We start from the raw sequence: 21,828 nt of genomic DNA, 5'->3' as shown, positions 1-21,828 counted from the left end.
GAAGATTTTTAGGGGTAAAAATTAAGCAGTAACGAATTTTACAATATCAGCAAAGGCATTAGGATTTTCAACTGCTAAACTTGCAAGAATTTTTCTATTAATATCAATTCCTTTTTGACTCATTGCATTAATTAAACGAGAATAAGTAGTTCCGTTAATTCTTGCTGCAGCGTTAATTCTAACAATCCAAAGACTTCTGTAAGTTCTCTTTTTATTTTTTCTATCTCTATAAGCAAATTGCAATCCTTTTTCAACCGAGTGCTTTGCAACTGTATAAACTTTACTTCTTGAACCCCAGTAACCTTTTGCAAGTTTTAATAATTTTCTTCTACGTGCACGAGAGGCAACGTTATTTTTTGCTTTAGGCATTTTACACAAACTCCTTTTATTGAATCATTGTTTTTACGCGTTTGAAATCAGCATCAGAAACAAGTGTAGCTTTTCTTAAACCTCGTTTTGTTTTTGTACTTTTTTTGGTAAGAATATGAGATTTAAAAGCTTTGTTTCTTTTAATTTTTCCGGAACCGGTTTTTCTAAAAGTTTTAGAAGCTCCTCTATTACTTTTCATTTTTGGCATAATCTAACCTATTTATTTTGTCTTTTTACTTTTTATTTTTTTTGGCTGAAGAATAGCATGCATTGCTTTTCCTTCAAATTTAATTTCATGCTCAACAGTTGAAACTTCACCTAAACTTTCAATAAATTTTACTAATAATTCTTTTCCGTGATCTTTGTAGGCAAGTTCTCTTCCTTTAAAAATAACAGAAACTTTAACTTTATTTCCTTCGCTAAGAAATTTTTCTGCATGTCTGGATTTGAATTCAAAATCATGTGTATCAGTATTAGGATGCAATCTAATTTCTTTTAACACTGTAACATGTTGTTTCTTCTTTTGAATTTTCTCCTTTTTCTGTAATTCATATTGATATTTTCCAAAATCAATAATTTTACAAACCGGTGGTTTTGCTTGAGGAGCAATTTCAATTAAATCCAAACCTTGTTCTTGAGCTTTTTTTAGTGCATTAAATGAAGTATAAATTCCTAATTGCTGGTTATCCGGTCCAAGCAATCTTACTTCTGGATGTCTTATTTCTTCATTAACGCGCTGTTTTTCTTGAGCGATGAAAACCTCCTAAATTAGTTAACAGATAATTTATTTATTTCTGATTTAAGATTCACTATAAATTCTTCTAAATTTAAAGAACCTTTGTCACCTTCTTTATGTTTTCGAACTGAAATATTTCCGGATTCTTTTTCCTTTTCACCTAAAATTAGCATATAAGGAACTTTTTGATTTTCACATTCTCTAATTTTATATCCAATTTTTTCATTACGAGTATCAAGTTCTACGCGAATATTATTCTCAACTAATTTATTTTTTACTTCTTCAGCATAATCTAAAAAGTTTTGTGAAACCGGAATAATCGCAACTTGAACAGGTGCAAGCCAAGTTGGAAATGCTCCGCCAAAATGTTCAATTAGAACTCCCATAAATCTTTCAATTGATCCAAACAAAGCTCTATGAACCATAAACGGACGATGTTCTTTTCCATCTTCTCCGATATATTTCATGTCAAATCTCTCGGGCAAATTAAAATCAAACTGAATTGTGCTCATTTGCCATTGTCGATTCAAAGCATCTTTAACTTTAATATCAATTTTTGGTCCGTAAAAAGCTCCGCCGCCTTCATCCATTTCATATTTTAATCCTTCAGATTCTAAAGCTTCTTTTAACAAATTAGTAGCTTTATCCCAAAGTTCATCACTTCCAACAGCTTTTTCCGGTTTTGTAGCGACATAGTATTTCAATTTGTCAAAACTGAAAGTTTTCCACATATAGTTTGAAAAACGGATTACTTCAATAATTTCAGCTTCAATTTGTTCTTGAGCACAAAAAATATGTGCATCATCTTGAGTGAATCCTCTTACGCGTAAAAGTCCGTGCAAAACACCGCTTTTTTCATATCTATAAACTGTTCCAAGTTCTGCCCATCTAAATGGTAAATCTCTATAAGAATGTAAATTTGATTTATACATCATTATATGAAAAGGACAATTCATTGGTTTTATATAATAATCTTGTTCATCAATTTTCATTGGGGCAAACATACTATCTTTATAATTTACAAGATGTCCGCTTGTTTCCCACAGCCAACTTTTTCCAATGTGAGGGGAATAAACTAATTCATACCCATTTTTTAAGTGAGCTTCTTTCCAAAATGATTCAACAACATGTCTAACCATTGCACCTTTCGGATGCCAATAAATTAAACCGGGACCAGCTTCTTCTTCAATGCTGAAAAGCCCAAGCTGTTTACCTAATTTTCTGTGATCTCGTTTTTTTGCTTCTTCTAAAAGTTCCAAATGCTCATCTAGCATTTTCTTTTTAGGGAATGAAACTCCATAAATTCTCTGCAAACTTTGGCGTTTTTCATCACCACGCCAATATGAGCCGGATATATTAATAAGTTTTACATATTTAATTTTTCCGGTTGATGGAATATGCGGTCCGATACATAAATCAGTAAAATTTCCTTCGTGATATAAACTTATTACTTCTGTTTCACCATCAAGCTCAGAAATTATTTCTTGTTTATACTGATCACCAACATTTGTGAAAAAATCCAATGCTTCAGTTTTGCTTAATTCTCTTCGTTGGAAAGGATTATTTTCTTTTGCAATTTCCAACATTTTATTTTCAATTTTTGCTAAATCTGCTTCCGTAATTTTTGTATCAATATCAAAATCGTAATAAAAACCGCCTTCAATTGCTGGACCAACTCCAAATTTTGCTTCCGGAAATATTGATTGAATTGCATGAGCCATTAAATGAGAAGTTGAATGCCAATATGAATGTTTTCCAATTTCATCATTAAATGTAAAAAGCTGTAAAGTAGAATCATAAATAATTGGTTTATTCAAATCAACCAATTTAGAGTTCACTTTTGCAATTAGAACATCTTCAGCTAATTTTGATGAAATTGTTTCAGCAATTTGTAAAGATGTTATACCTTTATCAAATTCTTTTTCAGAACTATCCGGAAATTTTATTTTAATTTTTTCATTCATATTATTATAAAAAAAAACGGAGTAAACTCCGAAATTTTGTGGGTCCTAAAGGATTCGAACCTTTGACCTTCTGCACGTCAAGCAGACGCTCTAACCAACTGAGCTAAGAACCCAGTCTGATAAAAGCTTAATATCTTTTTCTCCAAAAAATATTATAAATTTTATTTACCCAAATAACCAAGTACCGAGGGCCGGACTCGAACCGGCACGGAAGAAACCTTCCATTGGATTTTAAGTCCAATGCGTCTACCAATTCCGCCACCCCGGCATTTAGGTATTTTCAATTTTTTTAAGAACTTTCATTTAAAATGAAACGTAAATATAAACTTTTACCAATTTTTATGCAATTAAATTTATTAATAGTTAATAACAGCTTTTTAATTGGAAATTGATCTAAAAACTAATTTTTCTAATTCCAATGTGACAAATTGCAAAATCATATTTAACCGGATCATTTTGGTCAAAATTTTTCAACTTTTCTGTTATTTCTTCTGCCATTTGCCAAGAAACATTTTTTCTTTTTGTTAAACCTAATTCTTTGCTCAGCTTTGCAATATGTGTATCAACCGGAATTATAAGCTGTTTTTTATTTACAGCTTTCCAAATTCCCAAATCTATTTCATCTTTCCTAACCATCCATCTTAAAAATAAATTCATTCGTTTGCATGCGCTTCCGGAAAATGGATCGGGAAACATAAATTTAACGCCTTTTGTGGATGCAGAAATTCTTTCCGAAATTTCAATTAAATTTTTCGAAAAAAATGAAAGTGAATTTTTAATGTTTTTATCTTGATCAAAATAATAAAGTAAAAACAGATGTTTTATTGATTCGTATTCTTCCAAAATATATTTAATAATTTGGAAAAGTTTTTTTACATCATTCCCGGAATAAAATCGATGTTTAAAATTCTTAAAGAAATCTTTATGATTTTTCGAATCAAAATTCAGAAAAAAATCAGTTGGTGAATTTCCAAATAAATTATGAATTATTTCCAATGAATTTAAAATTTGTGTTACGCTTCCGTAAGCAAATATGCTGGAAATAAATGCAGAAATTTCTATATCAGATTCTCTTTTAAACTTTCGCGGAAAAATTATAGGATCGGGATAAATTTGGTTTGCGTCAAATTTTTTGTAATGATATTCTAATTTTCTTTTTAATTGATTCAATTTATTTTTTATCAATAAGTGATAACATTTCTTTTATCGCTTGTTCAATTCCAACAAATATTGAACGGGCGATTACAGCTTGCCCAATACTAACTTCATCTATATTTTCAATCAGCATAAATTCTTTCATATTGTAATAATTCAAACCGTGACCGGCATTTACTCCGAGTCCTAATTTTTTTGCATGTTTTGCGGCTTGCCTAATTCTTTCCAGTTCATCAAAAATATCTTCTTCAACTTTTGAGTTTGCGTAAGTTCCGGTATGAATTTCTATTACATCAGCACTAATTTCTGAAGCTGCATCAATTTGATTTAAATCCGGTTCAACAAAAAGTGAAACCGGAATATCAACTTCGTGCAAACGATCAATTGTATTTCTAATTAAGTCAATATTATCAATAATATTTAATCCGCCTTCGGTTGTAAGTTCTTGTCTTTTTTCCGGGACGAGCGTAACCAAATCCGGCTGAACATCACAGGCAATATCAATTATTTCTTTTACCGCTGCCATTTCAAGATCGAGTTTTGTTTTTAGTTGCTCTCTCATCAATCTTAAATCGCGTTCATTTATATGTCGACGATCTTCACGAAGGTGAACTACAATTCCATCAACGCCATATAATTCAGCCATTAAAGCATAAGTTACCGGATCAGGATTTTCTTCACCGCGGGCATTTCTTAGAAATGCAACATGATCAACATTTAACGAAAATTTCATAATTGCAGCCTTTTAATTTTTCAATTTAGTTACCAAAAGTTACAAATTTTTTTTAAATCAATTCATCAGAAAAGATAATATATCAAGAGAAATTAAAATAAAACTGTGGATTAAAAATCCATACCAGATTGATCGAAATCTTAATGCTAAATATCCTAAAAATATTCCGCCAAAAATTGATGCAAAAGTTTCTATAAAAGGTTTTCCATTATGCAAAATTACAAACGGAATTATTTGAATAAATATTGAGTAAATTCCGAATTTTTCTTCTAATCCAAAAAGTAAAAATCCTCGGAAAATAAATTCCCACGAAAAAATAAATATGATAAATCCAATTTCATAAATAATGAAAATTAAGATATCATCTTTCGCACTTTGCATAAGCGGAAAATATTCAACAAAATTTTCTGATTGCGAAAGTAAAAATATTATGGGAATAAAAACTAGAATTGATATTCCGGAAATTTTAAACCCAATTGAAAAATTTTTGAGTGTTAATCCATATTTAATTAAATCTTCTTTGAAAATATATTTTATGATAAGAATGGGAATAATTAAAAAAAGTATTGTATCCAACAAAAACCAAAACATAAATGAGTAAATTTCGTTGGAAGGAAAATCATTTTTGTAGAATTGAAATTGTTGAGTAAAAAATTTTGGTGTTGAAAAATACCAGCTTATTGTAAACAGAAATATTGAACTTAGAAATATTGTAACAACTTTTTTATCTAGTATTTTGAATTCATTTTTTATGATAAGAAATTCATCAATAATTGTTTTTTTCATAAAATTATTTTTACAAATGATTGATAATTCCGCTGGATTTTTATTTAAGTAAATAAAATCAACTTCATTTTGAACCCGCTTGCAACTGGCAAGTTTATTTTAAAATCAATTTTTAGATGCTGAAACAAGTTCAGCATGACAAAATCAGAAATTTTTAATTTGAAATATTTTTCAATAATGAATTAAAGAATTTACATCATAGTTTTTTAATAAATCTCTTCCATTTAAAAAATCTAATTCAATTATAAAAGAAATTTGTTCAACTTTGGCACCAAGTCTTTCAACCAAACTGCACGCAGCTTTCATTGTTCCACCGGTTGCCAAAAGATCATCATGCAATAAAACAATATCATTTTTATCTAAAGCATCTTTATGAATTTCAATTGAATCGGTTCCATATTCAAGCGAATATTTTTCATTAATTTTTTCTGCGGGAAGTTTTCCCGGCTTTCTTATCGGAACAAATCCGGCATTTAATTTATTTGCAAGTGCACCGCCAAAAATAAATCCGCGAGATTCAATTCCCACAACTTTTGTAATTCCTTTATCTTTTGATAAATCGTATAAAAGATTTAAAGTAATTTGAAATGCCTCTTTGTCTTTTAACAATGTTGTAATATCTTTGAAGATAATTCCCGCTTTAGGAAAATTTGGTACATCTCTAATTAATTTTTCTAATTCCATAAAAACTCCTAAAATATTTAAAACTAAATTTTGAATAAATTAATTTTAAAGACAAAATTTTAATAATAAATATGAAGCTGAAATTCCAACAATTCCACCAGAAATTATTTGCGGAATTGTATGAACTTTAAGATAAAATCTTGACCATCCAACAAATATTATTACTGCCAAAAAAAAATAAAAATTATTTATAAAAAGTGAAGCACCCAACGGAATTCCGGCTCCCATTGAGTGTGCGCTAATTTTCCAAAATCTGTTTACGTTTAATATTAATATGCTGCAAATTAAATAAATCATCCATAACATTATAATTGATTCATTTAGTTTGAAAATTCCCGAAAGAATAACTCCAAAAATTGTAAACAAAATTGCATAAATGTAAGGAACGGTTCTTTCCTCTTTTATTGTTGCATCATCATTTATGATTTTACCTTTTTTACGGAAATAAATAAAAGTAAAAATTGGAATTGATAGTCCAAATAGAAATGAAATTATTATTGAAATCCATAACTTAAAATCTGACTCAAAATAAATTGAATAGTTGACGAATATTATAAAATTTAATATTGGCGGGACAAATAAATATGAAATGATTTTTGCAATATTTTTTAAGTGCATTATTTTTTGGTGTAGAAACCTTCGAGTTTTTAAAAACCTTGGAGGTTTAAAGATTAATTTTCTTCTAATTCTTGATGCTTTAATAAATGTTCTTTATAATTTAATAAAAGTTCTTCAATAGAATTGTATTCTTCAAGCTGCATAATTTGCTGCTTAATTTTTGAAGCACCGTAAAGACCTTTCAAATATCCCGAATAATATTTTCTAAATGGAATAATTGCTTTTTCACTAATTGTGATTTCATATTTTAAGTGGCGAAGTGCAGTTGAAATCCTTTCTTCAACATCTACAATTTTTGATACAAAACCATTTTCAAAAATTTCTTTAATTTCTCTAAATATCCATGGATGATTTATTGCTCCGCGAGCAATCATAAATCCATCAGCGTTAGTAATTTCTTTTGCTTTTAATGCATCTTCTGCCGACATTATTCCACCATTTACAACAACGGGAATTTTTACTACTTCTTTAATTTTTGGAATCCAATGCCAAGCCGGTTCGCCATCGTGACCTTGAACTCTTGTTCTGCAATGAATTGTCAATGCTTGAACACCAACATCTTCAAGCCGTTTTGCAACATCAAGAATCTCAATTGAATTTTCATCCCAGCCCAATCTTGTTTTAACCGTAACCGGAATTTTAACAGCATCCACGATTTCCTTTGCCATTTTTTGCATATACGGTGGATCTTTAAGTAAACCTGCACCGGCTCCGCGGTTTGCAACTTTTTTTACCCAGCATCCGGCATTTATATCAATTATTTCCGGATTTTCTTGTTCTGCAATTTTTGCAGCTTCACGCATTGCATTTATTTCACCGCCGTAAATTTGAATTCCAACCGGTCTTTCTTCGTTTGTAATTTTTAATTTCTCATGTGTTTTTTTATTGTCTCTAATCAACCCATCGGAATTTACAAATTCTGTATAAACAATATCGGCACCCATTTCTTTGCATAATTTTCTAAAAGCAATACTTGTTACATCTTCCATTGGTGCAAGTAGTAAAGGATTTTTTATTTCTATTTTTCCAACTTTAAACATTTTAATAGACTTTATATTTTTTTGATTTCATAAAATAAAATGAAATTATTAATGTAATAAATGTAAAAATTGCTCCCGTTAAAAATGGAAATTCATAACCTAAATAATCGAATGCAAATCCACCCCAAATTGGACCTAATACTCTTGCCATTGCTGATATTGATTGATTCAATCCTAATAATCTTCCTTGTTTTTCTTGATTAATTTCTTTGGAAATTAATCCTAAAATTATTGGCTGTAAACTTCCCGTTCCAAAAGATGAAATTGCAGAAATTATTGCAACTCCCAAAAAGTTGTATCCAAAAGGTAAACCTCCAATTCCTATAATCATAAAAATCATACTTACAAGAAGCAATGTTTCATCTTTAAAATGTTTTAACAAATATCTTAGCAAACCGCTTTGCACAAAGGCGCTTGCTAATCCCATAATTGTATATAACAAACCAATTTGTCTATCATTTAAATTGTAAACTTTGTATCCTAAAAGTGCAAAAGTTCCGTAAATATTTGCCATTGAAAAAACAATTACAAAATAAATCATTACAAAAAATGCCAATCTTTTTTGAGCAAATAATTCTTGAAAAATATTTATTGATATTAATCTTTGTCTTTTTTGAGTCTCAATTTTATTTTTAACAAGGGATTCTTTTAAAAAGAAAACTGCAAATATAAATGCAATAAATGAAAAACCGGCAGCAACATATCCGACAACTTCATAACCATAATGCGCTAAAAAGCCACCCAGCATTGGTCCAAATACAAATCCTAAAGCAAATGCTGTGCCGATAATTCCCATTCCTTTTGTTCTATCTTTTGTTTCGGTAATATCGGCAATGTAAGCTTGAGCCGCAGAAATATTGCTTCCGCCAAGTCCGGCAATAATTCTTGAAATTAAAAGCATTAAAAAGGAATGCGAAAAACTGAAAATTATATATGAAATTGCAGTCAATAAAAGTGATGCTAAAATTATTGGCCGTCTTCCAATTGTATCCGAGTAATTTCCGACAATTGGATTAAAAATAAATTGCATAAACGAAAATGCGGCAACAAGAATTCCAATTTCAAAATCTGAAATAAAAAGTACTTTACTTGCAAATGTTGGCAAAATTGGAATGAGTAATCCAAATCCCAGAAGATCAATAAAAACCGTAATAAATATAATTGTGAGTGAAGTTTTTTTATTCATATTAAAATTTCAACGTATCAATTTTTGCCGAATTATTTTTTGATAAAAATAATTTTACATTATCATAATAAGATCTTTTCATGCTGTCAACATCTGCAGAAGTTAAAAAACTAAAGTTTGTTGTATCATTAAAATTTTGCGAAGGAAGAATTCGATATTCTTTTTTGCCATCAATTTTTCCCTTGAAAATCCAAATTGGTAAAAAATTAATATTTGAAACATAAACAGAATCCGTAAAAATATTTTTAGTAATATCGAAATTAAAAATTAATCCGCCGTCAGAATATCTCCATCGCTGATTTGAGATAAAATTTCCTAAAGAAAAAGTTACAATTGCGCTATCCAAATTTGAGTTATTTGTTTTAAATTTTTCAAATTGCTGAACAACATGCGGATGGCTTGCAAGAATTACATCGGCGCCATATTTAACAGTTTGGTTTGTAATTTTTCTTTGGTAAGAGCTAACTTTCTTAGCGTACTCGTTTCCGAAGTGAAAATAAACAATTATCAAATCGGCATTTTTATTTTTGAGATTTTTTATATCATTTTTAATTTTTAAAGTATCTATATGATTAATAAATTTTTGTGGAAAAGTTTTTGCGCTTTTATTATTGCTTCCGTAAGTGTAAGAAAGTATTCCAAATCTTAAACCTTTTCTAACAAACAAATTATAAGTTTCTACGGAATCTTCGGGAATTGAAGTTCCAATTGAAACAATATTAACTTTTTTCAAAACTTCTATTGTTCTTTTAACTCCATCAATTCCTTGATCGTTTGCATGATTATTTGCTGTAAATAAAAAATCAAATCCGGTAAATTTTAATGCTTCAGCTAATTCGTTCGGCGTGTTAAAAAATGGGTAACCGGAATAATTTTTTGTATTTCCGGCAAGAACTGTTTCTAAATTTCCGAATAAAATATCTTTCTGGACAAGATAATCTTTAACAAAATTAAACATCGGTTTGAAATCGAAACTATCCTTTTCAACTTTTGCAGAATTAAATTGGGTTGAGTGACACATAATATCACCAACACATGAAAATGTAACAGTAACGGTTGAATCAATTTTTTCCTCAACTTTTACGGTTTCATGTTCAATAAAACTTGGATTTAAAACCCAATAAAAAAGTGATAATAAAAAAGTTGGTAGCAGAATATATTTCATTTTCATATTAAAAAATAAGGCTGTCCATTACAAAATAAACAGCCTCAATAAATTGTTCCTTATTAAAATAAAAAAGAATTAAGCTTTCTTTTCAATTTTTTTTGATTGAACTTCATTTCTCATATCTTGAGCCATTTTCTTTAATTCGCTTAAAGCTTTACGAACTCTGGTTCCAGCTGCTGATTGTCCTTTTACATAAAATTTTTCAACATCTGTTTCCATATTTTTAACAAATTCTACTAGTTGTGTGTACTTATCGCTCATTTTGTTCTCCTTTTATTTGGTTAATAATATATTAAATAGAATTTTCTAAAATAATTTCCGCAATATCTTTTACATTTATTTCTTCTTGTTTTTCAAAGGCTTTTACGCCATCCGTTAACATTGTCATACAAAACGGGCAAGCCGAAGCTACAGTTTCTGCGCCGGTTGAAATTGCTTCTTCCGTTCTGTTTACATTAATTTTCGTACCTTCGGTTTCTTCCAAAAACATTCTTCCGCCGCCGGCTCCGCAGCAAAATCCTTTGTCTTTATTTCTATCCATTTCTAATAATTCTAAACCGGCAACCGAATTTAAGGAATTTCTCGGAGAATTGTAAATTTGATTATATCTGCCAAGATAACATGAATCGTGATAAGTTATTTTTGAATTTACCGAATTTTCCTTTAATTTGATTTTTCCATCGCTGATTAAATTTTCTAAAATTTCCGAATGATGATAAACTTCAAAATTTCCGCCGAACTGAGGATACTCAATTTTTAATGAATTATAACAATGCGGACAACCCGTTACAATTTTTTTAACTTTATATGAATTTAAAGTTTCAACATTTTCTTGCATCATCATTTGAGCCAAATATTCATTGCCTAATCTGCGGGCTGTATCTCCATTGCATTTTTCTTCTGTTCCTAAAATTCTAAAATTTACGCCGGCTTTATTAAATAATTTGGCAATTGCTTTAGTAACTTTTTGATAACGTGAATCGTAACTTCCGGCGCATCCTACCCAAAATAAATATTCGCAATTGGGATCTTCAGCCATTGTTTTAACATTTAAACCTTCTGCCCAATTTGCTCTATCTTGGTGATTAAAAGCCCACGGAGTAAAATTTGTTTCTAAATTTTTAAATACGGGATTTAATTCATTCGGAAATTCAGATTCCATCAAAACTAAATTTCTGCGCATATCAATAATTGTATCAAGATGTTCAATTGTTACCGGGCATTCTTGAACACAAGCTCCGCAAGTTGTGCAAGCCCAAAGTTCTTCCGGTTTTATGTAATTATGGATTAATGTTTTTTCTATAACTTCAGCGTTTACCGATTTATCTAAAATTAACGGAGCTTTTTCAACTGTTCTCTTTCTTACATTAATTATAATTTCTCTCGGCGAAAGTAATTTTCCGGTTGTATTCGCGGGACAAGCATCAGAGCATCTTCCACATTCCGTACAAGTGTAACCATCAAACATTTGCTTCCAAGATAAATGATCAACATCTGCTGCGCCGTATTGCTCAATTGTTTCATCTTCCAAATTGATTTTTGTAATTTCAAATTTTTTATTTCCCAATTTTTCAAAATATACGTTTGGAATTGAAGCAAAAACATGCAGATGTTTTGAATATGGAAGAAAATTCATAAATCCGAAAATTGTTAAAATGTGAATCCACCAAAAAATTTCATACCAAATATTTGCATTTTCCGAAGTTTGAAAAATAATTTGCGAAATTACAAAACTTACCGGGCGAACTTCCCAATTTGATAAAGTGAAATTATTTTTTGCAATATGAGCAGAATTTTGTCCGAACATAGAAATTACAACAAGTAGAATTAACGAAAGTACAATTGTTGCATCAAGCAGACTTTCTTTTCCGTGTTCCAACCTTTTTACTTTCTGTATGTATCTTCTGTAAAACGCAAACAAAACTGCAAAAATTACAAGAACTCCAAAAATATCTTGAGTTAAAGTGATTATTGAAAAAATTGGTCCAAGAAAATTGAGTGAAAATTCCGAATAAAATCCTTGCAAAATTGATTCCAAAACGGCAGAAAGAAAAAGTAGAAATCCCCAAAAAATTAATACGTGAACTGTTCCGCCAATCGGCTCGCGAAGAATTTTGGTTTGACCAATTGCAACTTTTAAAACATTTTTAATTCGTTCCGGAACTTTATCGAATCTATTCTCTTTTTTTCCAATGCTTAAATAATTTATTAATCTTTTTAAATTGAAATACAGAAATGCAAAAGCCGCAATAAATACAATGATGAAAACTATATTTTTAATTCCCATAATTAATTCTCACCAAATGAAGAATTGAAGAAATTTAAAGTTTTATTTAGAACAATATCAAGCGCTTTTGTACTTCCTTCAAAAGGATGTTTTACATCAAAAGTATGTCCGGTTCCGTGAATAATTTCAAGCTGAGTAAATCTTTTATCGGCAAAATGATAAATTGTATTTGCTTCCTTTACCGGAACTGCTAAATCTTGATCTCCATGAATAATTAAAAATGGCTTTTGAATTTTTGTCAAAGCTTTTTCAATATTCAAAATTTCAGAATTTTTCTCAAAATCTTCAAGAAACAAAATATTCATTCTCATTTTCTGCCGCGTGCGAACATTTAAAACTTCCACAAATCCTTTTCGGTACCACTCATCTTTTTGTTTCCTTGAAAATCTATCAAAATTTGAAATTGTTGCCCAAGCTGCCAAAGCATCTACATTTTCATTTTGAGAAGTTTCTATTATTGAAATTGCTCCGCCGCGACTATGACCGATTAAACCAATTTTGTTGTTTGAATTAACTTTTCCGAAAAAATTATTTTTATATGCAGAAATTATTTGATTAAGTTCGCTAATTTCCCGCGAATATGTATTTTCTGCAAATTTATCAAGCTCGGTAAATTCCGTAAAATTTTCACCAATTCCATTGTGCGAAAAATTAAAAGTTATAACAAAATAATTATGTTGAGCAAAAAATTCGGCTGTGTACGGTCCAAATCCCCAATCTTTAAATCCTTTAAAACCATGAACCAAAATTATACAATTCCCTTTTTCTAAATTGGAATTGCCGAAAGTTGTGATGTTAATTTTAAAACCATCATTGGTTTGGTAATAATAGTTTTGACTCATGGATTGAAATATGCTTATTCTATGCTGAAAAGTCAAGATTTGATTAAAAAAACAAGTTTTTCGTAAATTTAATTTTAAGTGGTATAATTTTTTTTATTTACAAAAATTGAGACCAAAAATTATATTTTATTGAATTTAAAAATCCTTAAGTTTATAACCGATAAAAATCTCCAAATTAATTTGAAAATATCTCACAAAGATTTTTAAGATTTTATGAACGAAAAAAATAAATATGAAATTAAGGTTGTTGAAAGTTTAAATGAATTGAAAAAGTTTGTTGAATTTCAATATACACTTTATAAAGAAAATAAATTTTGGATTCCTCCGTTAAAAAAAGATGAACTTCTTTCGCTTCGAAAAGATAAAAATCCCGCATTTGATTTTTGTGATGCAAAATATTGGCTCGTTTACAAAAATGGTGAATTAGTCGGAAGAATTGCCGGAATTATTAATAAGAAATTCAATGAAAAATTTGATAAAAAAATAATGCGTTTTGGCTGGATCGATTTTATTGATGATGAAAAAGTTGCGAATTTACTTTTTGCGGAAGTTGAAAATTGGGCAAAAGAAAATAAATTGAATGAAGTTGAAGGTCCGCTTGGCTTTACGGATATGGATGGAGAAGGAACTTTAATAGTAGGTTTTGATGAATTAAGTACGCTCGGTAATATTTATAATTTTCCATATTATTCAAATCTTATTGAAAAAAGCGGATATTCAAAAGCTACGGATTGGGTGGAATATGAAGTTTCTATGACTTCAGATCCGGTTCCGGAAAAGATTACAAGAATTGCAGAAATTGCTTTAAAACGAAATCATCTTCACATCTTAAAAGTAAAAAAATCAAAAGAATTATTGCCTTATGCAAAAGAGATATTTTACGTTTTAAATAAAGCTTATAAAGATTTATACGGATTTGTTGAACTTTCCGATAGACAAATTGATATGTATGTAAAACAATATTTTGGATTTATCAAACCGGAATATGTTCCGTTAGTTTTAAATGATAAAAATGAAGTTGTAGCATTCGGAATTACAATGCCGTCTTTGTCGAAAGCTTTGCAAAAATGTAACGGCTCACTTTTCCCGTTTGGATTTATTCATGTTTTAAAGGCGATGAAAAAAAATGAAAGACTTGATTTATATTTAACGGCGGTTCGTCCGGATATGCAAGATAAAGGTTTAAACGCAATTTTAATGAATGAAACAAACAAATTAATTATCAACAAAAAAATTACAATTGTTGAAACCAACCGCGAACTTGAAGATAACTCAAAAATTCAATCTCAATGGAAATTCTTCAAAAACCGACTACACAAAAGAAGAAGATGTTATAAAAAATTGATTTAGATTTTTATTAAATGACTTCTCTTATTACACCTTGCGTTGCTATTTTATCGTTAAATGTAAGATAGCTAGTTGAAACTTCAACATTTTTTTCAAAACCGTTTTTTGTTTTTATCGTCATAAAATATTTTTTCTCAACATCTTCGCCGTTTTTTATTTTATCGGTTCTAACTTTTAACATTTCTTTACTTTCTTCGGAAACATAATTCAATAAATTAAAATCAGATTTGTAAATTTCTTCTTCAGTAATTTCAAGCATTTCTAAAAATTTTAGATTAGCAATTTCCAATTTATTTCCAATAAGCAAATAAACGGCTTCATATAACTTATCAATCAGAATTTTATATTTATATTCAGATTCATTGAGTTTTTTGTAAATCTTTTTTTGTTCTGTGATGTCTTCTACAAATACTTCATAATATAATATTTCATTATTTTTATCCTTTACTTGCCATGCGCTTTCTTTAACTTCTAATAGATTTCCATCGCGTTCAACAAAAATTTCTTCGTAACCGGAGATTTTTCCTTCTCTTGCAAGTATTTGTAAAAATTTATTTCTGCTATTCAGAGAATAATAAATTCTGTTGATTTCCTGCGTTATCATTTCAGATTGCGAATTGTATTTTAGCATTCTGAACATTGCAGGATTTGCCATAATAATTTTTCCGTTATTATCAATTCTCATTATTCCTAATGTAGAATTTTCAATCATCTTTTTGAATTTATAATTATTGTGCTTTAATTCTTCTTCCATCTTTTTTCTGATTGTAATATCCTGCTTAACGGCAATAAAATTTTCAATTTCGCCAAAAGAATTTTTTACAGGTGTAATGGTCATTTCCTCAAAATAAAAGCTTCCATCTTTTTTTTTATTTGTAATTACACCAAACCAGATTTGCCCTTTGTTTATTGTATCCCACATATTTCTGTAAAAAGCATTGTTGTGAATACCCGATTTAAGTACTCTTGGATTTTGATTTATCATTTCTTCTTTTGAATAACCAGTTAATTTTGTGTAGGAATTATTTATATAAATAATTTGCCCTGTAATATCAGTAATTACAACGCCGTTAGCCGCAGCCTCTAATGCTGTATTTATTAAATTATAAGATTTTTCTTTGTGCTGCGATTCTATATTTATAACTGAGTGGTTTTGTTTTTGCATAAAAAATTATTCCAAAATTGCTGATTTGTTATTAAGTCTGATTTTTGTGGTTAAAATAAAAGTGAAGGAGCGAGTCCCCCAACTGCTCCTCACTCTTAAACAATCCTAATGACTTGGATTGTTCTAATTATTTCATCAAAAAATAATAGTGAAATTTGACCCAACTCCTTTTTCACTACTTGCAAAAATTTCTGCTTTATTCAAATCACAATATTGTTTTACTAATGAAAGACCCAATCCATTTCCATCAAACCTCCGTGTATAGCCAGTAGTTTCTTGAGAAAAAGGATTAAACATATAACCAATAAACTTTTCTGAAATTCCAATTCCTGTATCAATAATTGAAACTGATATTTTGTTGAATAATGTTTGTTTTAAATAAATTGTAACCGAACCTGTTCGTGTAAACTTAATTGCATTATCAACTAGGTTTGAAAAAACATCAATAATTGATTTTCTATCCAAGACAAGATTTGCATCATTTACTGCGTTAATTAGTTTTAAAGTTAAATTCTTTTGATCTGCAGCGGGTTTATATTCAGCTACAATTTTTTCTAAAATTTCTAAAATATTTACATCGCAAAATTCAGGTTCGTAATTATCTGTATGCAATTCCGATATTTTTATTAATAATTCTATTGTTCTAAAAATTCTTTTCCCGGCTAAATCCATATGCTGAAAGGCTTCGGATAAATCTTCAGTTATATTATCACCAAGATCTAATTTTATTAATGATGCAAAACCTAATAAGGAATTTAACGGTGTTCTAATTTCGTGCGAGATTTGTGTTAAAAATTCTGACTTAAGTCTATCTGATTTTTCAGCATTTTTTTGACTCTGGATTAATTCTAATTCAATTCTTTTATTATCCGTAATATCTCTAGCAACGCCGAAAATTATATCATCTTGAGGATAAGAATACAAATTCCAAGATAACCATCTGAAAGAGTTATCCTGACACATTACTCTATTTGTAAATTGAATACACTCAATGCCGTTAATTTTTTGTTCAATTAAACTTTGCGTTATTTCCTTATCATCTTTATGAATAAATTCAATCCATGGTTTTGAAAATAATTCTTTGTTTTTCCAGCCAAGGATCTTTGTCCAAGTAGAATTTATTTCTTTTAAATATCCGTCAAAACCGCTAATTAATAAAAAATCAATTGAATGTCTAAATACCTTTTGACTAATTTCTTTAGCTTTTTCAGCTTCTTTTAAGTGAGTAATATTTTGATGTGCGGCAACAATTCTTTTTGAACCATTTTCCGTAAACGAAGTTAAATTAAGCGAATACCAAAGTTTATTTTCATTTGTTTTAAATGGAAATTCAATTGTAAAATTTATTCTTTCATTTACTAAAATTTCATTAATTGCAGAATCCGTAATGCTGAACGAATATTCGTCATCCGAAATTATGTTAAGAATATCTAAATATTTTTGATCAATTCCATAATCAAATATTCCATTAATCGACTCTGCAAATTTTTTCCAAGATTTGTTCGCATAAATGATAAAACCATTTTCATCAATAATTGTAATCAATTCATTTAAAGAATCAATTGTTGCGTGATAAAAACTTTTTGATCCATTAAATTCTTCTAATTTGCTTTTCCATTTAGCTACAGAATTTATAGTTTTAAAAAAATCCTCTTTATTGTATTTATCAATTAACAAGAAATTGCTTGAAGAATTATTTAGCAGCGATTCAAGAATTGGATCATCTTCATTATCTAAAATTATTATTTTGCCAATTTGCGGAAATTCTTTTTCAAGTTTTTGATATGTTGTTATTCCGTTCCATCCAATAATTTTTGAATTCAACAAAATAATATCTATTCCGAAATTTAAAATTAACGTTTGAAGATTTTCCAGATTTGATGTTTCAGAAATATTATACGCGTAATGATTTATTGAATTTATTGTATCAATAACTTTTTTCTTTTCTGTAGAATTATCATCAATAATCAAAATATTTATATTTTTCATTAGTTGAACCTTTCTGTGTTCATTTTATTTTCTACTCGTGATGCAATAAGTTTTGCAATTGATTGATTGCAATTCCATACATTCAGTAATTCTACAAATTCTAATTTAGATATCTGATTTTCTGCTTCTTGACTATTATCCAATGTAATTATAATTATTGACGCGTTTGGGAAATTTGATTTAAATCTTGCTATCTCTGAATTCAAATTTTTATCAAATAATGTATTATCTATTATTAATAATTTGGGTATATAATTTCTTTCATCGTTATTTATATTTTGATAATCTAACACTAATGGTGTTGTGTGAAATAAAGTTTTAATAATCTTATTTACTGTGTGCATTACTAATACTAATTTTTCTTGAACAATTATTATTTCATTATTCATAAATTTTATATTTATCCTTTGCGTAAAGCAAGTTAAAATAAAATTGGTAAACTGAGTATAGTTGAAAATGCTAATGTTTTGTAGAATTATTAAGACCGGGTCTGTAGTAAAATTCCTACAAATTATTTACTTGACGTATTTTTTAACTATTTCAATGAGTTTAAAAATATTTTCAGATTTATCAAAATATTCTTCAACTCCAAGTTTTTTTGCTGAAGATTTATATTCATTATCTAAAAAGTTTGAATATAATATTGTTAATGGTCTATCTTCCTTAATTTTGACCGACTTTAATAAATCCAAACCGGTTCCGGATTTTAACATCAAATCCAAAATCATTATATCCGGTTTGTATTTTTCTATAGCTTTTAATCCTTCTTCAACATCTTCTTTTTCAATAATGGCTTTAATTTCTGGAATAAAAGTATTTAATGATTTCACCAAAGCCTTTCTAATATTGGCGGAATCATCCACAATTAGTAATGTCATAATTTTCTGGTTTGTAAGTTGTACGAAAATAGAAATTAGAAATCTTAAAATATATAGTGAAATGAATGATATTTATGTAGTAAAATTACTACATAATTTTATTGAGAAAAATTAATCAACTAATTTATTTTCAATTGCATAGTGAATTAATTCCGATGTAGTTTTAAGTTTTAATTTTTCTAAAATTCTACCGCGATAAGTATTTACTGTGCTTACACTTAAAGATAGGTCATCGGCAATCTTTGTCTGAGATTTCCCTTTTGCAATTAAATGTAATATTTGAAATTCACGATCGGATAAATAATCGTGAAGAGGTTTATTGGAATCCATGCTAAATAATAATTGTTCAGAAAGTTCCGGACTAATAAATTTTCTTCCGGAGTAAATTTTTCTAATTGCTTCTAAAATTAACATTGGATCCGTATCTTTTGAAACATAGCCGCTTGCACCGGATTTTAGTGCTCTAATTGCATATCTTTCTTCCGGATGCATGCTTAATATTAAAACATGCAATTTTGGTTTTATTACTTTTACATCTTTTAGAACATCCAATCCGCTTTTGCCTGGAAATTGAAGATCAAGAAGTAAAATATCAGCATCAGTTTTTTTTATAATTTCAGAAATTTCATTTGGGTTTTCTGTTTCCGCAACAACTTCAATATCAATTTCGTGTTCTACTAACTTTCTTAATCCAGCTCTAATTAACTTATGATCATCAGCAATAATTATTTTTATCATTTCAAAGTCTCCAGCAAAAAAGAGAAGAAGCAATTTATTTACAAAGTAATTTCAAAAATTATACTTGTGCCTAAATTTTCTTCACTTTTAATTATCAGTTCACTTCCAATTTGAGATAATCTTTCCTTCATTCCAATAATACCAAAGGAATTTTCCTTTTTAAAATCTTTTGTATTTATTCCAATTCCATCATCGTTAATTAATACATTTAATTTTTCTTCAGTTAAAAACAAATTTACTTCAACATTTGATGCGTTTGCATGTTTTACAATATTACTTAAAGACTCTTGAATAACTCGGTATATAATATTTTCTTTTTGTGAATTTATATTTACTTCTTCAAAATTAAAGTTAAAATTTATAATTAATTTTTTATTTTTTTTGAATTCATCCACAAGATGATTTAGTGCAGGAACCAATCCCAAATTATCTAAATATTCCGGTCTTAATGAGCGAATTAATTTTTTTATATTAATTTTTGAAGTATCAACTATTTGACTCATTTCATCCAAATCGTTAAGCAATAATTTCTCATCATATAAATTATGATCAATATTATTTTTAAGTAAACTTAAATTCATATTTAATGAAGTTAAAACTTGTCCCAATTCATCATGAAGTTCACGAGCTAAATTTTTTCTTTCATCTTCTCTAATATTATCAATGTTTGCAAACAATGCTCTTAGTTGATTTTTTGTATTAATCAATTCGATTTCAGCTTCTTTTCTTGCAGAAATATCCAAATGAGTTCCAGCTAATCTTTTTGGATTTCCATTACTATCTCTTTCAACCACTTTCCCCTTATCTAAAATCCAAATAGATTTACCGTTTTTATGCTTCATTCTATATTCGGCTTCATAAAATTCAGTTAATCCATTTAAATGATTTTTTAGAACTTTATCTACAAAATATAAATCATCCGGGTGAACTAAATTTGTCCAAGAGCTGTAAGATTCACTTATTTCATTTTTTGTATATCCAAGCATTTCAGCCCATCGATCATTAAAATTTGTTTCATTTGTTGCAACATTCCAATCCCAAGTTCCTAAATCAGCACCACGAAGTACAACTTTAAATCTTTCTTCACTTAATCTAAGTTTTTCATCAGCATGCTTTCGTTCAGTAATATCTTTAGAAAAAGAAATTGCGAGTAATTGATTTTCGTAAGTAAAATAATTTACCGTAACTTCTACCGGAAATGAAGTTCCGTCTTTTCTTGTGTGAGTTGTTTCAATTGTATTATAAATATTTTCTCTAACAAAATTTCTATGTTTTTTGAATCTTTCCGGGGTCATACTTTTGTCGATATCAGAGATATTTAAATTAGAAATTTCCTCTTTGGTGTATTCCAAATAATCACAAGCGTATTGATTTGCATAGTTTATATTTCCGTCTTCATCAATCTTAAAAATTCCAATGTTAGCATTTTCAATTGCATATTGTAAAATTATTAATTGTTCCGTTGATTTCTTTTTTTCTGTAATATCTAAAAAAGTTCCAATACCCCAATTAATTTTTGATAAATTATTTTCATCATTTGAGAAAAGTATTATAGATGAATCTATCCATCTAATTTCATTGTTGTCTAAAATAATTCTATAAGTTGCATATGATTTTATTTCTTCTCCCTTTCCAATAATATTTTCCAATAAATCTTTAACAAGTTGTAGATCATTAGGATGAATACGATTAAAAATTTCTTCTGGGTTTAATTCACTCTTGTTAAATCCGAATATCTTTTGTGATATTTCATCAAAATAAACGATATTGTTTTTTATATCGAATTGATATGTACCCATATTGGAGGAATCAAATGCAAGCTGCATTTTTAATTTGCTATCGTTTAACTGATTATTTTTTTCTTTAATTGTACGGTAATCGTTTCTAATTAAAAGAAAAATAATTATCGATGTTGTGAAAATGAAAAACAATCCTTTTACAGATTGAATATATTTAAATGATTCAGGAGTAGTAAAAATTTCGAAAGTTATTTTATCAGAATAAATAATCCATAAAATTGAAATAAAAAGATATATTAACGAAATTTTGTAATGAGGTCTTTTAAGAAATGTAAAAATTCTTTTTAATAAATTTTTAAAAGTATCCAATTTCTAAACTTTTATTAATTCAATTCTTAAGCAAT

At 28.5% G+C, this 21,828-nt stretch carries 22 protein-coding genes and 2 tRNA genes; 1 reads left to right on the top strand and 23 read right to left on the bottom strand.

Features of this window, described 5'->3' with window-relative positions:
* Positions 1 to 21: 21 nt before the first annotated feature.
* The 17 genes from rplT to IPH62_13515 all read right to left on the bottom strand — a co-directional run bounded on the left by rplT (position 22) and on the right by IPH62_13515 (position 13,568).
* Positions 22 to 369: a 50S ribosomal protein L20 gene (rplT, locus tag IPH62_13595; GenBank protein MBK7106308.1), complete on the bottom strand. Its 348-nt coding sequence runs from the start codon at positions 367 to 369 to the stop codon at positions 22 to 24.
* Between the two features lie 16 nt (positions 370 to 385).
* Positions 386 to 577, bottom strand: coding sequence for a 50S ribosomal protein L35 (rpmI, locus tag IPH62_13590; protein ID MBK7106307.1), 192 nt, complete (start codon positions 575 to 577; stop codon positions 386 to 388).
* 12 nt (positions 578 to 589) lie between these two features.
* Positions 590 to 1,123 (bottom strand): translation initiation factor IF-3, encoded by a 534-nt coding sequence (locus IPH62_13585; protein ID MBK7106306.1) that lies wholly within the window; start codon positions 1,121 to 1,123, stop codon positions 590 to 592.
* A gap of 14 nt (positions 1,124 to 1,137) precedes the next feature.
* Positions 1,138 to 3,069, bottom strand: coding sequence for a threonine--tRNA ligase (thrS, locus tag IPH62_13580; protein MBK7106305.1), 1,932 nt, complete (start codon positions 3,067 to 3,069; stop codon positions 1,138 to 1,140).
* A gap of 39 nt (positions 3,070 to 3,108) precedes the next feature.
* Positions 3,109 to 3,182, bottom strand: a tRNA-Val gene (locus IPH62_13575).
* Between the two features lie 69 nt (positions 3,183 to 3,251).
* Positions 3,252 to 3,337, bottom strand: a tRNA-Leu gene (locus IPH62_13570).
* A gap of 125 nt (positions 3,338 to 3,462) precedes the next feature.
* Complete coding sequence (locus IPH62_13565; GenBank protein MBK7106304.1) at positions 3,463 to 4,239, bottom strand: TIGR02757 family protein; 777 nt, start codon at positions 4,237 to 4,239, stop codon at positions 3,463 to 3,465.
* 1 nt (position 4,240) lies between these two features.
* On the bottom strand, positions 4,241 to 4,960 hold the full coding sequence (locus IPH62_13560; GenBank protein MBK7106303.1) for a pyridoxine 5'-phosphate synthase: 720 nt from the start codon (positions 4,958 to 4,960) through the stop codon (positions 4,241 to 4,243).
* Positions 4,961 to 5,014: 54 nt separating this feature from the next.
* Positions 5,015 to 5,743, bottom strand: a complete 729-nt coding sequence (locus IPH62_13555; GenBank protein MBK7106302.1) for a CPBP family intramembrane metalloprotease — start codon at positions 5,741 to 5,743, stop codon at positions 5,015 to 5,017.
* Between the two features lie 171 nt (positions 5,744 to 5,914).
* Entirely contained in the window at positions 5,915 to 6,427 is a 513-nt protein-coding gene (locus tag IPH62_13550) for an adenine phosphoribosyltransferase (protein MBK7106301.1), read from the bottom strand.
* 45 nt (positions 6,428 to 6,472) lie between these two features.
* A complete protein-coding gene (locus IPH62_13545; protein ID MBK7106300.1) occupies positions 6,473 to 7,045 on the bottom strand; it encodes a hypothetical protein in 573 nt (190 codons plus the stop codon).
* A gap of 53 nt (positions 7,046 to 7,098) precedes the next feature.
* Positions 7,099 to 8,085: a tRNA dihydrouridine synthase DusB gene (gene dusB, locus IPH62_13540; protein MBK7106299.1), complete on the bottom strand. Its 987-nt coding sequence runs from the start codon at positions 8,083 to 8,085 to the stop codon at positions 7,099 to 7,101.
* A gap of 1 nt (position 8,086) precedes the next feature.
* Positions 8,087 to 9,271 (bottom strand): MFS transporter, encoded by a 1,185-nt coding sequence (locus IPH62_13535; protein ID MBK7106298.1) that lies wholly within the window; start codon positions 9,269 to 9,271, stop codon positions 8,087 to 8,089.
* A gap of 1 nt (position 9,272) precedes the next feature.
* Positions 9,273 to 10,442: a CapA family protein gene (locus IPH62_13530; protein ID MBK7106297.1), complete on the bottom strand. Its 1,170-nt coding sequence runs from the start codon at positions 10,440 to 10,442 to the stop codon at positions 9,273 to 9,275.
* 72 nt (positions 10,443 to 10,514) lie between these two features.
* Positions 10,515 to 10,700 carry a histone H1 gene (locus tag IPH62_13525; GenBank protein ID MBK7106296.1) on the bottom strand — a complete coding sequence of 62 codons (186 nt, stop codon included), beginning with the start codon at positions 10,698 to 10,700 and terminating at the stop codon, positions 10,515 to 10,517.
* A 31-nt stretch (positions 10,701 to 10,731) separates the two neighbouring features.
* Positions 10,732 to 12,726 (bottom strand): 4Fe-4S dicluster domain-containing protein, encoded by a 1,995-nt coding sequence (locus tag IPH62_13520; GenBank protein MBK7106295.1) that lies wholly within the window; start codon positions 12,724 to 12,726, stop codon positions 10,732 to 10,734.
* Between the two features lie 2 nt (positions 12,727 to 12,728).
* Positions 12,729 to 13,568 (bottom strand): prolyl oligopeptidase family serine peptidase, encoded by an 840-nt coding sequence (locus IPH62_13515; GenBank protein ID MBK7106294.1) that lies wholly within the window; start codon positions 13,566 to 13,568, stop codon positions 12,729 to 12,731.
* 213 nt (positions 13,569 to 13,781) lie between these two features.
* On the opposite strand from IPH62_13515, the gene IPH62_13510 reads away from it, so the two are divergent.
* Positions 13,782 to 14,918 carry a hypothetical protein gene (locus tag IPH62_13510; GenBank protein MBK7106293.1) on the top strand — a complete coding sequence of 379 codons (1,137 nt, stop codon included), beginning with the start codon at positions 13,782 to 13,784 and terminating at the stop codon, positions 14,916 to 14,918.
* A gap of 7 nt (positions 14,919 to 14,925) precedes the next feature.
* Here IPH62_13510 and IPH62_13505 read toward each other — a convergent pair whose 3' ends face one another.
* From IPH62_13505 to IPH62_13480, 6 genes are all read right to left on the bottom strand, one after another.
* On the bottom strand, positions 14,926 to 16,080 hold the full coding sequence (locus IPH62_13505; protein ID MBK7106292.1) for a PAS domain S-box protein: 1,155 nt from the start codon (positions 16,078 to 16,080) through the stop codon (positions 14,926 to 14,928).
* Between the two features lie 135 nt (positions 16,081 to 16,215).
* Positions 16,216 to 18,069 carry a PAS domain S-box protein gene (locus IPH62_13500; GenBank protein ID MBK7106291.1) on the bottom strand — a complete coding sequence of 618 codons (1,854 nt, stop codon included), beginning with the start codon at positions 18,067 to 18,069 and terminating at the stop codon, positions 16,216 to 16,218.
* Positions 18,069 to 18,458, bottom strand: a complete 390-nt coding sequence (locus tag IPH62_13495; protein ID MBK7106290.1) for a hypothetical protein — start codon at positions 18,456 to 18,458, stop codon at positions 18,069 to 18,071. Before IPH62_13495 ends, IPH62_13500 begins: the two co-directional genes overlap by 1 nt.
* A 126-nt stretch (positions 18,459 to 18,584) precedes the next feature.
* Positions 18,585 to 18,947, bottom strand: coding sequence for a response regulator transcription factor (locus tag IPH62_13490; GenBank protein ID MBK7106289.1), 363 nt, complete (start codon positions 18,945 to 18,947; stop codon positions 18,585 to 18,587).
* Between the two features lie 111 nt (positions 18,948 to 19,058).
* Entirely contained in the window at positions 19,059 to 19,685 is a 627-nt protein-coding gene (locus IPH62_13485) for a response regulator transcription factor (protein ID MBK7106288.1), read from the bottom strand.
* Positions 19,686 to 19,723: 38 nt separating this feature from the next.
* Positions 19,724 to 21,793 (bottom strand): PAS domain S-box protein, encoded by a 2,070-nt coding sequence (locus tag IPH62_13480; GenBank protein ID MBK7106287.1) that lies wholly within the window; start codon positions 21,791 to 21,793, stop codon positions 19,724 to 19,726.
* Positions 21,794 to 21,828: the final 35 nt, after the last annotated feature.

The organism is Ignavibacteriota bacterium, from assembly GCA_016708125.1.
Taxonomy (GTDB): Bacteria; Bacteroidota; Ignavibacteria; order Ignavibacteriales; family Melioribacteraceae.
This window is presented reverse-complemented; position numbering and strand designations above follow the sequence as displayed.

Bases quoted from the DNA above. Each gene is read 5' to 3' on its own strand.
- IPH62_13550 (MBK7106301.1), bottom strand. From the start codon at position 6,427: ATGGAATTAGAAAAATTAATTAGAGATGTACCAAATTTTCCTAAAGCG.
- IPH62_13535 (MBK7106298.1), bottom strand. From the start codon at position 9,271: ATGAATAAAAAAACTTCACTCACAATTATATTTATTACGGTTTTTATT.
- IPH62_13555 (MBK7106302.1), bottom strand. From the start codon at position 5,743: ATGAAAAAAACAATTATTGATGAATTTCTTATCATAAAAAATGAATTC.
- IPH62_13510 (MBK7106293.1), top strand. From the start codon at position 13,782: ATGAACGAAAAAAATAAATATGAAATTAAGGTTGTTGAAAGTTTAAAT.
- rpmI (MBK7106307.1), bottom strand. From the start codon at position 577: ATGCCAAAAATGAAAAGTAATAGAGGAGCTTCTAAAACTTTTAGAAAA.
- IPH62_13515 (MBK7106294.1), bottom strand. From the start codon at position 13,568: ATGAGTCAAAACTATTATTACCAAACCAATGATGGTTTTAAAATTAAC.
- rplT (MBK7106308.1), bottom strand. From the start codon at position 369: ATGCCTAAAGCAAAAAATAACGTTGCCTCTCGTGCACGTAGAAGAAAA.
- thrS (MBK7106305.1), bottom strand. From the start codon at position 3,069: ATGAATGAAAAAATTAAAATAAAATTTCCGGATAGTTCTGAAAAAGAA.
- dusB (MBK7106299.1), bottom strand. From the start codon at position 8,085: ATGTTTAAAGTTGGAAAAATAGAAATAAAAAATCCTTTACTACTTGCA.
- IPH62_13525 (MBK7106296.1), bottom strand. From the start codon at position 10,700: ATGAGCGATAAGTACACACAACTAGTAGAATTTGTTAAAAATATGGAA.
- IPH62_13530 (MBK7106297.1), bottom strand. From the start codon at position 10,442: ATGAAAATGAAATATATTCTGCTACCAACTTTTTTATTATCACTTTTT.
- IPH62_13545 (MBK7106300.1), bottom strand. From the start codon at position 7,045: ATGCACTTAAAAAATATTGCAAAAATCATTTCATATTTATTTGTCCCG.
- IPH62_13495 (MBK7106290.1), bottom strand. From the start codon at position 18,458: ATGAATAATGAAATAATAATTGTTCAAGAAAAATTAGTATTAGTAATG.
- IPH62_13490 (MBK7106289.1), bottom strand. From the start codon at position 18,947: ATGACATTACTAATTGTGGATGATTCCGCCAATATTAGAAAGGCTTTG.
- IPH62_13505 (MBK7106292.1), bottom strand. From the start codon at position 16,080: ATGCAAAAACAAAACCACTCAGTTATAAATATAGAATCGCAGCACAAA.
- IPH62_13520 (MBK7106295.1), bottom strand. From the start codon at position 12,726: ATGGGAATTAAAAATATAGTTTTCATCATTGTATTTATTGCGGCTTTT.
- IPH62_13485 (MBK7106288.1), bottom strand. From the start codon at position 19,685: ATGATAAAAATAATTATTGCTGATGATCATAAGTTAATTAGAGCTGGA.
- IPH62_13500 (MBK7106291.1), bottom strand. From the start codon at position 18,069: ATGAAAAATATAAATATTTTGATTATTGATGATAATTCTACAGAAAAG.